This is a genomic window from Flavobacterium sp. C4GT6 (genome assembly GCF_036347315.1).
GTDB lineage: Bacteria > Bacteroidota > Bacteroidia > Flavobacteriales > Flavobacteriaceae > Flavobacterium.
This window is the reverse complement of the sequence record NZ_JAZGZU010000001.1, coordinates 300,335-316,356: the sequence shown is the minus strand read 5'-3', so window position 1 is coordinate 316,356 and position 16,022 is coordinate 300,335. Positions and strand designations below refer to the sequence as shown.

Sequence of the window (16,022 nt, the reverse complement as noted above, 5' to 3'; positions counted from 1 at the left end):
AAATCCTAAAGTTTTTATTTACTTAAACATAAAAACTCATGAAATATCAAATATCACCTGTATTTATTTAAAATAGCTTTATCATAAATTGTCCATAAACAGGCCTTTTGACCTGAAGCTTTTAAAGCATTGTTCGTCCATGTATTACAGGTATAAAATAAACTGTATTTACCGTTACCTTCATAAAAAGCATCATGCTGCCCATAACTTCTGTTAGCTATCCAGATTGCCTCTCCGTTTTCATCATACTCAAAACTTTTCTCAATATAATCAACCAACATTTCGTAATCCTGTTTTGTTATAGTAAGCTTAACGCAACTATCATCCTGCCTTATAGTTTTATAAAACCTTGTATGCATTGCCGATGTACCCATATAAAACGCAGCGTTAAAAGCTGTACTTGCCTTAAGATCACTCCACTTTGGTGTGTTAAGGTAAAACCCTTTATCACCCCAGCCAAAAGCTACATATTTAGCCAAAGTATCATTAGCCTTTGTTTCACTATACAGTATTTGCCCTGTCCAATCTTTTACTTCGTTTTTTACAGGTACTATAATATCTGTATGTACTCCATTAGAGTTTACATACACAGCAATATCACCTTTTTCAGCATTACTGTTTACAGTAATATAAGACAATACCAGTGTAGCAATTACGTACACCAGTATAAAGCAAAACAGACCTATAATTAGCTTTTTAAAAACCTTAAAAAACCTTTTAAGAATTAAGTTCATAGTCGAAATTGCGTATAATATCCTTTAACGCATTATCAAACTCTTTATTGGAAATTGTTCCGTTTTCCATATCAAAATTTTCATTGAAAGATGGCAGTGAGAATGTATCTTTTATATTACCTCCATACCATTTTAGGCTTATTTTAGCAGCTTCGAGCGAGTTTTTACCTCCAAATTTACCGGGTGAGGTAGACATTAACAACAATGGTTTATTGGCAAATACTTCTTTCTTTTGCCTTGAAGCCCAGTCGTATATATTTTTAAATGCAACGGTCATACCTGCATTATGTTCGGCAACGGAAATAACCAATACATCAGCACTTTCCAGCTTCCGCAAAAACTTACCGGCAAGTTCAGGTTTACCAATTTCCTTTTCTTTATCCACACTAAACAATGGCAATTCATAATTATTTAAATCAAGTACTTCTACCACATCTCCCTCAAACAGTTTTGCCGCATAGGTTGCCAGTTTTTTATTTATCGAATTTTTACTACTGCTTCCGCCAAAAGCTACTATTTTCATATAGTTTATAATTTTAGGTTGATTTCTAAAATTACAAAAAATACTACAATAGTATAGCCGTTTAACAATCTATTATCAGTCTTTCTTCTTAGGATATTTATTGTAACCGGAAGGTACTAACGACAGAATTTTGGCAAATTCTTTTCTGCTTGGATTAAGATAAACTTTAAGTGTATCCTCATCGGTTCGTATATTGCTAACTAAGTCTTTAAGCTTCTTAAAATCGCTTTTATCCTTAAAATATTTCCAATACAGTGTATCTTTATGAATTGACAGTATTCTTGCTGACCAATACACAGAATCTTTTTCACTCAATACAAGCTGCCTCTTAAATCGTTTAGCTCTCTGCTTTTCAGACAAGGAGAAAACTGTATCTATTATTTGTTTATGAAAAAATATGGTATCACCTTTTTCCTCAGTATCATAAACTATACTCTCATCAGGAGATATTACAGTAAGCTTTCCGTTATTATAAGTAATACTATCGGTTAATGTCTCGAGTTCTGATTTTGTAATTTCACCATTAAGCAGATACCTGTAGTAAATATCTTTTTCGTCTATATGTAATTCCCTTACTTCATCTGTAGTAGCATAAATTCCTCTGTATTTTGCCGGAAAAGATTTGAGGTCAGAATCATTAACAGGTTGCGGTTCGTGAAAATAAAAACGAATACCATACTCTTCCATCATTGATGATTCTTTACAGCTTACAAGAATTAATAAAACTCCAAAAAGTAATGCTTTTATCTTCATAGTTATTAATACATTTTAGCCGAAAAGTTTTTTTAAAACTTCGATTAAAGGTTAGATATAAAGTTACGGAAATTATAAATAAATAGAGTATTCACCCCATACTTTAAAGCAAACATCAATATATTTGGATTAAAAAATAATCATAAACAAATGGCATCTACATTTTGGCATCTTGAAAATAGCAGGTGTTTTGCACAACGATGGAGTATTATATTTTACATTCTTAGGCTTATCAATGAAATACCTAACTCTTTATATATAAAAAAACCAGTCAGCAAATACTGACTGGTTAATATGATTTTATTGTAAAACTTGTCAGCCTATTTTAGGACGACTCATTATTTATAATTATTATATCAATAATTATTTTTTAACGATTTTCTTAGTAGTAGTACCTTGATCAGAAGATACATTCATTAAGTACATACCAGCTGAAAGATCAGAAATGTTAACCTGAGCTTCAGATACACCATTATATCTTACTAATTTAACTGTACGACCATTAATATCTACAATCTCAACTCCGTTTATAGAAGCAGTTTCATTGTTTACAATATTAATAATGTCTGAAGCAGGGTTAGGGAAAATTGATAATTGAGAAGCAAAAAGATCTTCAACTCCTAATTGAGAATCAACAATTACATTGTCTAGTAAAAGGTAGCTGTTGCTTGCCTGAGTATGAGCCGGACTATTGCAACGGAAACCAAAATAGTAAACACCGTCAGCAGGAACTGTAAAAGTAGCATTTTTAAGAGTAAATTCCTGCTCAGTAATATTTGAATGTGTATTCAGAATTGTTGATTGAGAAAGCTCATTTCTTTCTGTACCAACACTTACAACTAAACTATTAGTATTTCCTGTAGTACCACCAGATATAAATTGTCTAACATAGTAAGCTAAAGTTATTTCATCTCCTTGAGTAAGAGTTATACCTCTTGAGAACAACCAAGTATCAGATGCAGCTCCAGATGGGGCAACTCCAGCAAAAAAATCACCTTCCTGAGCCGGTAAATTTTGACCTGCCTGTAGAACATCCCATACTCCAGCATTTTGGTTAGTAGTTACAGTAGACCAACCACCGAAATCAAAGTTTCCTTCCTCAAATCCATATGTGTAATCAGGAGTAACAGGTTCGAAAACAGTATTGAAAGATAATGGACCAACCCACTCGCTTGAATCTGTATCACTACAAACTGAACGTACATATAAATCGTAAACAGTACTTGGATCTAAATTTGGCATTGTAGCCATTGCTTCAGTTACTTCAACTGTTTCAATACCACTTCCTGGCTCAAATCCTTGAGGTCCGTACTCATATTCATAACCCTGAACAGTACCTACTAAAGGAGCATTCCATATTAAAGTAACATCTGTTGTTGTTGGAGGCGTTTCAGTAGAATAAGCAAATCCTGTAGGTGTAAAACAAGATACTGCTTCTGCAGATAATTCAAAGTCAAAACCAGTACTTAACCATCTGTTATCAAAAGCTATGTAATAAGTTGTACCAGCTTCTGCAGGAAAAGTAACAGCCGAACGGTAATCACTTCCGCTAACGTCATCATTACCTGAATAACAAGTTAAATCTCCACAAGTACCTGTAAATACAGAGAATCTTGTATCTGTAGATGCTGCAGGATTAGCATCTATATCAGTTCTTACTGTTACTAATGAATTTTCAGATGGAGTATAAGAATACCATTCGGCATTATCTGCGGCTGTTTGCCAACAACCAGCTCCAAATGTACCATTAACAGCATCAACTGTGTAAGTACCAGGTGTTACGACTACTGCTTCTGCGCAACTGTCCTGTGCTTTAACAGTCAAAAAAGAGCCGAATAAAAAAGCTCCCAAAAGTAATTTTTTCTTCATGATGATAGTTTTATAATTTACTATCAAAAATAATAAAAAAAAAATGACAAACAATTTAATTTTAACTTTTCTTAATAAATTAAAGGGTATTATTTACTTTAATTCACAAGTATTTAATAAATAGACACCTATTTAAAGATATTATTAAGAAAGTAGAAGTCGGCTATAACCATAGCAGCCATCGATTCGACTATAGGCACTGCTCTTGGTACAACACATGGGTCGTGCCTGCCTTTACCCTGCATTTTTACTATATTTCCCGTATTATCTAGAGCATCATACTCCTGAATTAAAGTAGCAACAGGCTTAAAAGCTACCCTGAAATAAATATCCATTCCGTTGCTTATTCCGCCCTGAATCCCGCCCGAAAGGTTAGATTTTGTTGTACCGTCGGGATTAAAAGCATCATTATGCTCACTTCCTTTCATTTTAGCTCCACAAAATCCACTACCATATTCAAAACCTTTTACAGCATTTATAGACAGCATAGCTTTACCAAGTTCAGCATGAAGTTTATCAAATACCGGTTCACCAAGACCTATAGGTACATTTTGTATAACACATGTAACAGTACCCCCTACTGTATCTCCTTCTTTTCTTATTTGTCTTATATATTCTTCCATTTTTGCAGCAGTGGTTTCATCCGGGCAACGTACCGGATTACTTTCGGTTAATGAAAAATCCAATGCCTGATACGGTTTATCTATAAAAATATCTCCAACAGAGGAAACAAACGCATTAATCTGTATATCGGGTAAAATTTGTTTAGCAATGGCTCCTGCTACTACTCTACTGGCAGTTTCCCTTGCAGAACTTCTTCCTCCACCCCTATAATCCCTTATACCATATTTTTGTTCATAAACATAATCGGCATGTGAAGGGCGGTATATATCTTTAATATGTGAATAGTCTGCCGATTTCTGATTTGTATTCGGTATGATAAAACCAATTGGTGTACCAGTTGTCCTACCTTCAAAAATCCCGGAAAGAAACTGAACTTCATCATCTTCCTTTCTTTGTGTTACAATTGCAGACTGTCCCGGCTTTCTTCTTTCAAGCTCTTTTTGTATAGCATCAAAATCAAGTGATATGCCGGGAGGACAACCATCAATAACTCCTCCTATTGCCTCTCCGTGAGATTCCCCAAAAGTGGTAAGTTTATATACATTACCATATGTATTTCCTGCCATGCTATATTAAAATGTGAGTTGATACAAATTTAAGCTTTTATCTCTTTTTATAACCTATTTCATACAAAACCTAAAGTTAATGTTTAATTAACTGCCAGTTTATGTTAATCAGTCTATTTTGCAATAAAACATTCTGAATGAAAAAAAGAATTGTTGACATTGTTGTTCTTTCAGATGTGCACTTAGGAACCTACGGGTGTCATGCTAAAGAACTTGTGGCTTATCTTTCTACAATAAAGCCAAAAATACTTATTCTTAACGGCGATATAATAGACATATGGCAATTTAGGAAATCGTACTTCCCAAAATCACACATGAAAGTAGTTAAACGTATACTTGATTTTGCAGCAAAAGGTACTACCGTATATTACATTACAGGAAACCATGATGAAATGCTTAGAAAATTTAGCGATACCACTATGGGAAATTTCTCTATAGTAGACAAAGTAGTTTTAGAAATTGATGGTAAAAAAGCCTGGTTTTTTCACGGAGATGTATTTGATAACTCTGTTAGTCATGCTAAATGGATAGCTAAACTTGGAGGCATAGGGTATGATTACTTAATACTACTCAATCGTTTTGTAAACTGGTGTTTGGTAAAAATGGGGCGTGAACCCTACTCCCTTTCAAAAAAAATAAAATCCGGTGTAAAAAAAGCGGTGAAATTTATTTCAGATTTTGAAGCCATAGCATCTGACCTAGCAATCGAAAATAATTATGATTATGTGGTTTGCGGACACATACATGAGCCTAAAATGGTAGTTAAAGAAAATAAGAAAGGCAGTGTTAACTACTTAAATTCAGGTGACTGGATAGAGAACCTTACTTCGTTGGAGTATCATAATAAACAGTGGAAATTGTACAGGTATATGAATGAGATTGAAGTAGACACTGAAGAAGAAACTTCTAAGAATGATTTAAATTTGGAAAATGAATTAATGACTGCATTACTTTTTAACAGGAAATAATCCTCATTAATAAATTTAATTATCTTAGCCAACAAACTAACTTAATTGAATTATAATGAAAAAAAATCAATACCTATTACTGCTATTTAGTCTATTTATTTTTTCATGTTCAAATGATGATGATAACAGTAATACCCCAAACGATATAAATAACGCTATTCCATTATCTATAGGTAATTACTGGGTATATGATGTAGATGTCGCCGGAACGACAGGAAGAGACTCTCTATATATTGCAAACGACACTGTGATAAACAATATTACTTATAAGAAATTTAAAACAGAAAGTTTCCCAATGGGTTTTTATTCATTAGCATTAAATAACAACGCTTTAAGAAATGTAGATGGTAAACTTTTACTAAGCGGTGGTATAAATACAGGTATACCTGAAATCCCGGTAGACTTAACTGTTAGTGATTTTGTTGTTTTTGACCCTAATGCTTCTACCGGAGCTGTACTTTCAACTTTTAACGGACAAAATGAACAGGAATTAGAAGGATATAATATAAGCGTTAGCTATTCTCTTACCGCCGAGGCAGGAGATAACTATACCTCATACACAACTCCCGACGGACAATCTTATAATAATGTAAAAGCTGTAACTGTCAAACTAAGCTTAAAAGTAGTAGTTTCCATTCCAGATATACCATTTCCTTTTACTATTCTACCTACACAAGATGTTTTAGTTTCAACTCAATATTATGCTAATGGAATTGGCATGGTTCATACCGTAACCGATATGCAATATGAACTTGCTGATACCTTTGGAATAGAACTTCCTTTACCCCAATCTCTTGAAGAGCATCAGGAAGAAGTTTTATCTTCTTACAACGTGCAATAAGCCCTGACACCCCTAAAATAAAGATGTTAAATATTTGAAAAGAAACTATTCTTACAAAAATCAACATACTATATTTGTTAAATAAATAACTAAAACAACATTATGAAGAAACTATTTTTATCAGCTTTTTTACTACTTGGTTTAGTAATTAGCAGTAACGCACAGGACAGGCAAAATGCACTTGGTTTAAGACTTGGAGACAATGATGGTTTTGGAGGAGAGATATCTTATCAAAGATACCTATCCAGCAGCAACAGACTTGAAGCTGATTTGGGATGGAGAAACTCTGATAACTATGATGCTTTCAAAATTGTTGCTTTATACCAATGGGTTTGGAACATTGAAGGAGGCTTTAACTGGTATGCCGGCGTAGGTGGTGGTTTTGGTACGTGGAGTTTTGGCGATAACAAACCAGGCTATTATGATGGAGACAAAGACAGCGGCGCTTTTGCTCTTTTAGCAGGTGATTTAGGTATCGAATATAACTTTGATATTCCATTACAATTATCACTTGACTTCAGACCTGAAATTTATTTTGCTGATGATTTCCGCGAGGATAATTTTGGTCCGGATATCGCTTTAGGAGTTAGATTTAGATTCTAATACACAACCTAAGTATATAAAAAAGCGCTCTGTATTAAAATACAGAGCGCTTTTTTTATTAATTATTATATATTTGGCTTTCAAAAAAATAACCAAATATAAATGAAAGAAGAAATCACCTTACAATTGGACACATCTAATGGTCAATCTAAAGAATACAATCTTGAAGTAGACAACGGCACACTACAAAAGTTACAAACTCTTTTAGGGAGTCCGCTTTCGGTAATAAAACATGGCGGAAAAGGACTTTTTAAATCAATAATGGCACTGGTAATACTTGCTATAATAAACCTATCCTTCTTTGTATACTCATTATTTAATCTTGGAGAGAGTAAGGCTTACACCCCTATCCTAGTATTACTTTTAGGTGTTGTTTTCACATGTTGGTATGCTTACAAAGCCTATAACTATATATATATAAATGTTACAAGGGAGGCTTTTAAAGGATTAGCTCCTATCTTTAAAAAAGTATGTGGTATTGCTGTAGATGTTGTGAGTGATAAAGCTAAAAATGGAGAGACAAAAATCGCAAAAGCCCATGTAAGTGCTACCGAAATAGTAAACAGGATTAACAACCTGCCATATTTGGTAAAAAAGATACTGATTTTCCTCTTTAACCGAGTACCTTTTTCCGGTATAATAAACGAAGCATGGGAGGTAATAAATTCGGGAGATAATGAAAAAGCCACAGATGTGGTTTACGGAAAATTAAGTGGTTATGCTAATAATAAAGTATTTAATAAAAATAAATTTAACTGGGTGCTATGGTACATCCCGTTAAACATAATAGTATTAGTAGTTTTAATAAAACTACTATAATAAAAAGGGGAGCTTTTAAGCTCCCCTTTTTATTTATCTGATAAGTTTTTTATACTTAATACGTGTAGGTGTTAAATCAGTACCTAAGCGTTTTTTCCTGTTCTCTTCATATTCAGAGAAGCTTCCTTCAAAGAAATAAACTTCAGAATCTCCTTCAAAAGCAAGGATATGAGTACAAACCCTGTCAAGGAACCAACGGTCGTGAGAAATAATAACCGCACATCCGGCAAAATTCTCTAAACCTTCCTCAAGAGCCCTTAGTGTATTAATATCTAAGTCATTTGTTGGCTCATCCAGTAAAAGCACGTTACCTTCTTCTTTAAGTGTCATAGCTAAGTGAAGCCTGTTTCTCTCACCACCTGAAAGAGCAGATACTTTTTTATTCTGTTCACTACCACTAAAGTTGAATCGGCTTAAGTAAGCTCTTGAATTAACCTGACGACCTCCCATCATAATTAATTCCTGACCATCACAGAAGTTTTCCCATATTGATTTTTCAGGATCAATGTTTGAGTGACTCTGGTCTACATAAGCAATTTTAACAGTATCCCCTACTTCAAACTCTCCTTTATCAGGTGTTTGCTCGTCCATTATCATTTTAAAGATAGTAGTTTTACCAGCACCGTTTGGACCTATAATACCTACAATACCTGCCTGAGGTAAGGTGAAGTTTAGGTTTTCATACAAAAGCTTGTCACCAAAAGCTTTTGCTACACTTTTAGCTTCAATAACATTAGTCCCTAAACGAGGTCCGTTAGGGATATATATCTCAAGTTTTTCTTCAAGTTGTTTTTGGTCTTCATTCAATAACCTGTCGTAGTTTTGTAAACGGGCTTTTTGTTTTGTTTGTCGACCTTTAGCACCCTGTCTAACCCAGTCTAACTCACGCTCAAGTGTTTTTCTGCGTTTAGAGGCTGTTTTTTCCTCCTGTTCCAGTCTTTTAGCTTTTTGATCCAGCCATGAAGAATAGTTACCTTTCCATGGAATACCTTCACCCCTGTCAAGCTCAAGAATCCAACCTGCAACATTATCCAGGAAATAACGGTCGTGCGTTACTGCAATTACAGTACCTGCATAACGCTGTAAGTGTTGCTCTAACCATAATACACTCTCGGCATCAAGGTGGTTGGTAGGCTCATCTAAAAGAAGTACATCTGGCTGTTGAAGTAGTAAACGACATAGTGCTACCCTTCTTTTCTCTCCACCCGAAAGTACTTTTATAGGAGTGTCAGGATCCGGAGTACGAAGTGCGTCCATAGCTACTTCAAGCTTATTGTCAAGCTCCCATGCTCCTGCTGCATCAATTTTATCCTGAAGCTCAGCCTGACGGTCCATAAGCTTCTGCATTTTGTCGGCATCCTCATATACTTCAGGTAAACCGAACATATCATTTATTTTATTGAATTCATCAAGTAATGCAACGGTTTCGGCCACACCTTCACGAACAATCTCAATAACTGTTTTATTTTCATCTAATTGTGGTTCCTGCTCTAAATAGCCTACAGTATACCCAGGAGCAAAAACTACATCTCCCTGATAACTTTTATCTACACCGGCAATAATTTTTAATAACGATGATTTACCGGAACCGTTTAGACCAAGGATACCAATTTTAGCCCCGTAAAAAAAGCTCAGGTATATATCCTTTAATACCTGTTTGTTTGCTCCCTGGTAAGTTTTGCTTACTCGGGACATTGAAAATATTACTTTCTTATCGTCTGACATTATACGTAATTAGATTAATTTATTTTGTATTTATAAACAACAAAGATAGTTTGAAATGTAAAGATTTCAAATTACCTGCGTAGTATTTATCAATTCGTTATTTTACGATTACCTCTCTAATCTTATCCAGAAGTTCTTCTTGCTTAAAAGGCTTAGAAACATAGCCATCCATACCAAGGTCAAAACATTTTTGCTGTTCACCAATTAAGGAATGTGCTGTAATAGCAATAATAGGAATGCTGCTTTTTAATTCGCTCCTTATATAAATTGTAGTTTGATAACCATCTTTAACCGGCATTTGCAGGTCCATTAAGATAAGATCATAGTTCTTTTTCTCAAGCATATCAAGACCTTCCTGACCGTTATTTGCAATGTCAATATCAAAACCAAAGCCTTTTACAATATTTTTTGCCAAATGCTGGTTAAGGAAATTATCTTCACATAACAATACGGAAAGCTTTCCTAAAGAATCACTAGGTTTTTTCTCTACTTCCTGTTCTTTGATTTCTTCATCAACACCCACGTTTTCAAAGTCCAGTATAAAATAAAATTCAGATCCCCTACCCGGTTTACTATTTACACCTATTTCACCATTCATTAGCTCAACAAGCTGTTTTACAATATTAAGACCAAGTCCGGTACCACCAAAACGACGGGTTGTACTTTCTTCTGCTTGGGTAAAACGATCAAAAATAGCTTCAAGCTTATCTTTTTCTATACCAATACCGGTATCTTTTATGGAGAACCTAAGCTTACAGCCAGTGTCGGTATTATCTATTTTTTTAACAGATATTGTAACATCCCCCTCTTCGGTAAATTTAATGGCATTACCGGCAAGGTTCATTAAAATCTGATTGATACGCCCTTTATCCCCTACTACGGTTTCAGGCATATTAGCATCAAGAAAAAGATTAAATTCAAGCCCCGACTGTTCTGCCTTAACTTTAAGCAGATCATAAACATGCTTTAAAGCCGATTTTAAATTAAATTTAGAATGCTCTATAACTAATTTACCTGATTCTATTTTAGAAAGATCAAGTATATCATTGATTATAAGTAACAGGTTATCTCCAGCGGTTTGAACATTAGTAACAAACTCACGTTGTTTATCATTAAGATCTGTACGGGCCAGCAAATCTGTAAAACCAATAATAGCATTCATTGGGGTACGGATTTCGTGGCTCATATTTGCTATGAAACTGTCTTTTACAAAAATTGCTTTTTCGGCAATTTCTTTAGCCTTAATAAGCTCATTTTCAACAGCTTTCCTCTCGGTTATATCATTAGCTATTTCTACATACTTAAATGGATATCCTGATTTATCAAGAAAAGGTACTACCACTACTTCCATCCAGTATGGTTTACCGTTTTTCGTTATGCTTTCAATTTCATTTTTCCACACATACCCGGCACTAACCGTATTCCATAAACTTGTATAGATGCTATCTATATTATATCCGGTATTGGTATCGCTAATATGAGTGCCTATTAATTCATCTTTTGTGTACCCGCTATAGCTACAGGTTGTTTCATTAACAAAAGTTATTATACCTTCTTTATCAAAAATTAATACACCTGAGGTTTCATCCAGTGCCGTTTTATAACTTTCAAGTTCCCTGTTAACAGATTCAATTTCTTTTTTAGCCAGCCGGGCTACTTCTTCTCTTAGGTTAGAATTTCTTTTTCGTATTTCTAAAAGGCTCATTACATGATTAGCCAATGTATATAGAGCCCTACGCTGATCATCATTAATAGAGCGGGGTACAGTATCAATTACACATAAACTTCCTATGTTAAATCCATCTGGAGTAACTAATGGTGCACCGGCATAAAACCGTATTTCTAAACCTTTAGTTACATTTGGATTATCTTTAAAAATAGGATGAATTGTTGCGTCATTCACTTCTAAAATATCATTTTGAAGTATAGCATATTGGCAAAAACTCTCTTCACGAGGCATTTCAGTTTCATCTATACCAATTTTAGACTTAAACCACTGCCTCTTAGAGTCTACCATTGATATTAATGCAATGGAGGTATTACATATAAAAGAAGCTAAATGAATAATATCATCAAATTCTTTTTCTGATAATGTATCTAAAATATTATAGCTATGGAGAGCTTTTAACCTTTCCTTTTCGTTAGGTGGTATAGGAAAATTTTTTTTTTCTATCAGCAAGACAATGGGGTATTTTACTTAAACAAAATAGGATACAATAAAGTAAAGGTAATAAAAAATAAATTCTAACATAAAATGTTAAAACATTAATTTTATTGCATCTTTTTTTCAAAGGAAACGAATATTAAATTAAACCCTTCCTTTTAAAGCATTAAAAGCCCATGATATAGCAAAGAAACCTATGCCCACTACCGAAAAACCAATAGCATAGTCAGGATATTTTAAAACTCCAAGTAAAACAAGCGCCGCCCCAATTAAAAACAATATAAAAGAAGCCCATCCGAAGATGGTGTTTTTATTCATTCCCATTTTGTATATTCTTTATTACAGGATTAAGCCTGCAAATATCGTACATTTTTATCAATTAAATATCTTAACAAGCATCTCTTTTAACAAATCGGCCTGTGATATTGCATTTGCTCCCACCCCTTTACTCTTCACATCAATATCCCTTAGTGCCGCTACAATGGCACTAACTTTTTTCATAGGATAATTACGTAATGCAATATCGTAGTCTTTCATAAAATACGGGTTAACCTTTAATACTCTCGCAGCGTTAGCAGCGCTTTTATCCTTAAGTCCGTGATATTGCAATAACTGAGAAAAGAAACCAAACACCAACCCCGTTGTCATTACAAGCGGATTATCTTTTGGGTTTTGAGAAAAATGATCGGCAATTCTGTAAGCCTTTAACTGATCTCTCTCCCCTATTGCTTTACGTAATTCAAAAACATTATAATCCTTACTTATACCTATGTTTTCCTCTACATGTTTAGGGGATATAGCGGTACCTTTAGGTAGTATTATAATCAGCTTTTCAAGCTCATTGTTTATTTTACTCAAATCGTTACCTAAAAACTCAACAAGCATTGCAGCAGCTTTAGGTTCAATGGTATATCCTTTACCTGAAAGCACTCTTTTTATCCATTCACCTACCTGATTTTCATAAAGTTTTTTGCTTTCAAATACTAGTCCGGCTTTCTCCAGTGTTTTGGTAACCTTTTTACGCTTATCCAGTGTTTTGTACTTATAGGCAAAAACCAATACAGTGGTAGGCTGCGGATTTTGAGCATAAGCCTCAAGTTTATCTATAGTTCTGGACAACTCCTGAGCCTCTTTTACAATCACCACCTGTCTTTCGGCCATCATGGGATACCTACGAGCGCTAGACATAACATCTTCCAAACTAACATCCTTACCATATAAAACCGTTTGGTTAAACCCTTTCTCTTCTTCACTAAGAATATTGTCTTCAATATAATCAGTAAGCCTGTCAATATAATAAGGCTCTTCACCCATAAAAAAATAAATGGGCTTAATATTGCCCTGCTTAATATCGTTAACAATCTTAATTACTTCGTCCACCGGATAATTGTTTAATCAGTTAAAAATTAAAAAAACTATACATTTGCCCTATGCAAAAGCTTAATTTTCCTAATTATACTTTCCGATTCAAAAATAGTGAAAATAAAATCGCCATTTTTGATGAAATACGTAAAAAATTCATTCTCCTTACTCCAGAAGAATGGGTAAGGCAGCATGTGGTACAGTATTTACTGCTTGAACATAAATACCCTAAATCATATATAAATGTAGAGAAAGTACTTAAGGTTAACGGACTTACAAAACGATATGATGCTGTAGTTTTTAATCCGGACGGCAGTATTTTTCTCCTTGTGGAATGTAAAGCCCCTGAGGTAAAAATAACACAGAATGTTTTTGACCAAATTGCCCGTTATAATATGGTTTTAAAAGCCAACTACATGATGATTACAAACGGCTTAAATCATTACTTTTGCCAAATGGATTATGAAAAGGAACAATATCAGTTTCTGCGTAACCTGCCTGAATTTACACTTAACCAATGAATAATATAGCTGTAGTAATTTTAAACTGGAACGGAAAGAAGCTTTTAGAGGAGTTCCTGCCTTTTGTAATTAAATATTCTGGAAACGCTGCTATATATGTAGCCGATAATGCCTCTACAGACGAATCTGTTTCCTTTGTAAAATTGGCTTTTCCTCAAATAAAAATTATTGAGAATACCGGAAATTACGGTTACGCTAAAGGATATAACGAAGCCTTAAAACAGGTTAATGAAGAAATATACGCTTTAGTAAATTCAGACATTGAAGTGACCGAAAACTGGTTATTACCAATTGCCGAATTGTTTGAAAAAGACCCCGAAACAGCTATAATACAACCTAAAATACTGGATTATTACAAAAGAGATACTTTTGAATATGCAGGTGCTGCCGGAGGTTTTTTAGATAAATATGGTTTCCCCTACTGTCGTGGTCGTATTTTTGAAACTCTTGAAAAGGATAACGGGCAGTATAATGATAATATTGAAATATTCTGGGCTTCGGGAGCGTGTTTTTTTATCCGTAAAAATGTGTTTTGGGAACTTGGCGGACTTGATGAGGATTTCTTTGCACATCAGGAAGAGATTGACTTATGTTGGAGGGCTTTTAATAAAAACCACAAAATAAAAGTTTGCGGAAGTTCATATGTATATCATGTAGGCGGAGCTACCCTAAAAAATACCAATCCTAAAAAGACTTTCCTTAATTTTAGGAATTCCCTCTGGATGATGACTAAAAATCTGCCAAAAAGCAAACTGATACCGGTGTTTTTTATACGTTTATGTTTTGACGGTATTGCCGGACTTCGATTCGTCTCTCAGGGAAAATTTGCACATTTATGGGCTGTACTAAAAGCACATTTTTATTTTTATACCCGATTGTTTAAATTTTTAAACAAAAGAAAATCAAAACAATACAAAAACTACTATAAAACAAAGAGTATTGTTTACGATTATTTCATTTCGGGTAAGAAAAATTTTAACAATAGTTTATAGCACAGTACGTTAATATTTGCAGGAATATACATAATTTTGTTTCAAATATTAATTTTTCAAATCTTATGAAAAGAACCGTTCTATTACTATCATTGGCAGCAATGACGCTGACATCGTGTGGATCCAAAAAGAAGATTGCCGAGTTAGAAGCAAAGAACAAAGAGATCCAGGATCTGCTTAATACAGCAACAGTTAAACTGAACACCTGTTTATCAGAAAAAAGTTCATTAGCTGAACAAGTTGATTATCTAAAGAAAACAAATTCTGACCTTATTACTAATGTAGGCAATGTTACTACGTTATCTTCCAAAGGTGCTGAAAATTTAGAAAAAACACTTGAAAGCCTAAAAGAAAAAGATCTTAAAATATCAAGATTACAGGACGCTATTACCCGTAAAGATTCTGTAACATTAGCATTAGTATCTAGCGTTAAAAGAGCTGTTGGTATAGATGATCCGGATATTGAAGTTAATGTTGAAAAAGGCGTTGTATATATATCTATAGCCGATAAACTTTTATTCAAAAGCGGTAGCTATCAGGTAAGCGACAGAGCTAAAGAAATTTTAGGTAAAGTTGCAGCTATTGTAAAAGATAAATCAAACTTTGAATGTATGGTTGAAGGCCACACTGATAATGTGCCAATTAAAAACCCTGTACTGCAGGATAACTGGGATTTAAGTGTTAAGCGGGCTACTTCAATCGTAAGAATACTACAACAGGACTTTGGTATTGAGCCGGGCAGACTTGTAGCTTCAGGTCGTGGCGAGTATGTTCCTTTAGAGTCTAACGACACTGCCGAAGGACGTGCAAGAAACAGAAGAACAAGAATACTTATTCTTCCTAAAATCGATCAGTTCTACGATATGATTGAAAAAGAAATGAAAAACCAGAAATAATATTCAAGGTTAAAGAAATAAGAAAGGCTGCCATTTGGCAGCCTTTTGTTTTTGGTGATTGT

16 protein-coding genes are annotated in these 16,022 nt (G+C 34.2%); 7 read left to right on the top strand and 9 right to left on the bottom strand.

The window, feature by feature from the left end; all coding sequences use genetic code 11:
* Nucleotides 1-53 precede the first annotated feature (53 nt).
* The 5 genes from V3Z67_RS01455 to aroC form a co-directional block, all read right to left on the bottom strand.
* Nucleotides 54-734 (bottom strand): TIGR02117 family protein, encoded by a 681-nt coding sequence (locus V3Z67_RS01455; protein WP_330441646.1) that lies wholly within the window; start codon nt 732-734, stop codon nt 54-56.
* Nucleotides 718-1,257, bottom strand: a complete 540-nt coding sequence (locus V3Z67_RS01450) for an NADPH-dependent FMN reductase (protein WP_330441645.1) — start codon at nt 1,255-1,257, stop codon at nt 718-720. The genes V3Z67_RS01455 and V3Z67_RS01450 overlap by 17 nt, the downstream gene beginning before the upstream one ends.
* Before the next feature lie 75 nt (nt 1,258-1,332).
* Nucleotides 1,333-2,010 (bottom strand): hypothetical protein, encoded by a 678-nt coding sequence (locus V3Z67_RS01445; protein WP_330441644.1) that lies wholly within the window; start codon nt 2,008-2,010, stop codon nt 1,333-1,335.
* A gap of 363 nt (nt 2,011-2,373) precedes the next feature.
* Nucleotides 2,374-3,879, bottom strand: a complete 1,506-nt coding sequence (locus V3Z67_RS01440; RefSeq protein WP_330441643.1) for a T9SS-dependent choice-of-anchor J family protein — start codon at nt 3,877-3,879, stop codon at nt 2,374-2,376.
* A 128-nt stretch (nt 3,880-4,007) separates the two neighbouring features.
* A complete protein-coding gene (aroC, locus tag V3Z67_RS01435) occupies nt 4,008-5,069 on the bottom strand; it encodes a chorismate synthase (RefSeq protein ID WP_330441642.1) in 1,062 nt (353 codons plus the stop codon).
* 137 nt (nt 5,070-5,206) lie between these two features.
* Between aroC and V3Z67_RS01430 the strand changes: the two genes are divergently transcribed.
* From V3Z67_RS01430 to V3Z67_RS01415, 4 genes are all read left to right on the top strand, one after another.
* The gene (locus V3Z67_RS01430; RefSeq protein ID WP_330441641.1) at nt 5,207-6,037 is read left to right on the top strand and encodes a UDP-2,3-diacylglucosamine diphosphatase; all 831 of its coding nucleotides are present in this window, start codon (nt 5,207-5,209) and stop codon (nt 6,035-6,037) included.
* Nucleotides 6,038-6,092: 55 nt separating this feature from the next.
* Entirely contained in the window at nt 6,093-6,878 is a 786-nt protein-coding gene (locus V3Z67_RS01425) for a hypothetical protein (RefSeq protein WP_330441640.1), read from the top strand.
* Nucleotides 6,879-6,980: 102 nt separating this feature from the next.
* On the top strand, nt 6,981-7,481 hold the full coding sequence (locus V3Z67_RS01420; RefSeq protein WP_035130963.1) for a hypothetical protein: 501 nt from the start codon (nt 6,981-6,983) through the stop codon (nt 7,479-7,481).
* Between the two features lie 102 nt (nt 7,482-7,583).
* Nucleotides 7,584-8,300: a hypothetical protein gene (locus V3Z67_RS01415; RefSeq protein ID WP_330441639.1), complete on the top strand. Its 717-nt coding sequence runs from the start codon at nt 7,584-7,586 to the stop codon at nt 8,298-8,300.
* A gap of 33 nt (nt 8,301-8,333) precedes the next feature.
* On the opposite strand, the gene ettA is transcribed toward V3Z67_RS01415, so the two are convergent.
* The 4 genes from ettA to holA all read right to left on the bottom strand — a co-directional run bounded on the left by ettA (nt 8,334) and on the right by holA (nt 13,569).
* Complete coding sequence (gene ettA / locus V3Z67_RS01410) at nt 8,334-10,025, bottom strand: energy-dependent translational throttle protein EttA (protein WP_330441638.1); 1,692 nt, start codon at nt 10,023-10,025, stop codon at nt 8,334-8,336.
* A 97-nt stretch (nt 10,026-10,122) separates the two neighbouring features.
* Nucleotides 10,123-12,204 (bottom strand): ATP-binding protein, encoded by a 2,082-nt coding sequence (locus V3Z67_RS01405; protein ID WP_330441637.1) that lies wholly within the window; start codon nt 12,202-12,204, stop codon nt 10,123-10,125.
* A 129-nt stretch (nt 12,205-12,333) separates the two neighbouring features.
* Nucleotides 12,334-12,513: a CAL67264 family membrane protein gene (locus V3Z67_RS01400; RefSeq protein ID WP_035130957.1), complete on the bottom strand. Its 180-nt coding sequence runs from the start codon at nt 12,511-12,513 to the stop codon at nt 12,334-12,336.
* Between the two features lie 51 nt (nt 12,514-12,564).
* The gene (gene holA, locus V3Z67_RS01395) at nt 12,565-13,569 is read right to left on the bottom strand and encodes a DNA polymerase III subunit delta (protein ID WP_330441636.1); all 1,005 of its coding nucleotides are present in this window, start codon (nt 13,567-13,569) and stop codon (nt 12,565-12,567) included.
* A 50-nt stretch (nt 13,570-13,619) separates the two neighbouring features.
* Between holA and V3Z67_RS01390 the strand changes: the two genes are divergently transcribed.
* The 3 genes from V3Z67_RS01390 to V3Z67_RS01380 all read left to right on the top strand — a co-directional run bounded on the left by V3Z67_RS01390 (nt 13,620) and on the right by V3Z67_RS01380 (nt 15,960).
* Nucleotides 13,620-14,072 (top strand): type I restriction enzyme HsdR N-terminal domain-containing protein, encoded by a 453-nt coding sequence (locus V3Z67_RS01390; RefSeq protein ID WP_330441635.1) that lies wholly within the window; start codon nt 13,620-13,622, stop codon nt 14,070-14,072.
* A complete protein-coding gene (locus tag V3Z67_RS01385; protein ID WP_330441634.1) occupies nt 14,069-15,064 on the top strand; it encodes a glycosyltransferase family 2 protein in 996 nt (331 codons plus the stop codon). Before V3Z67_RS01390 ends, V3Z67_RS01385 begins: the two co-directional genes overlap by 4 nt.
* 65 nt (nt 15,065-15,129) lie before the next feature.
* Nucleotides 15,130-15,960 carry an OmpA/MotB family protein gene (locus tag V3Z67_RS01380; protein WP_330441633.1) on the top strand — a complete coding sequence of 277 codons (831 nt, stop codon included), beginning with the start codon at nt 15,130-15,132 and terminating at the stop codon, nt 15,958-15,960.
* The last annotated feature ends 62 nt before the right edge of the window (nt 15,961-16,022 follow it).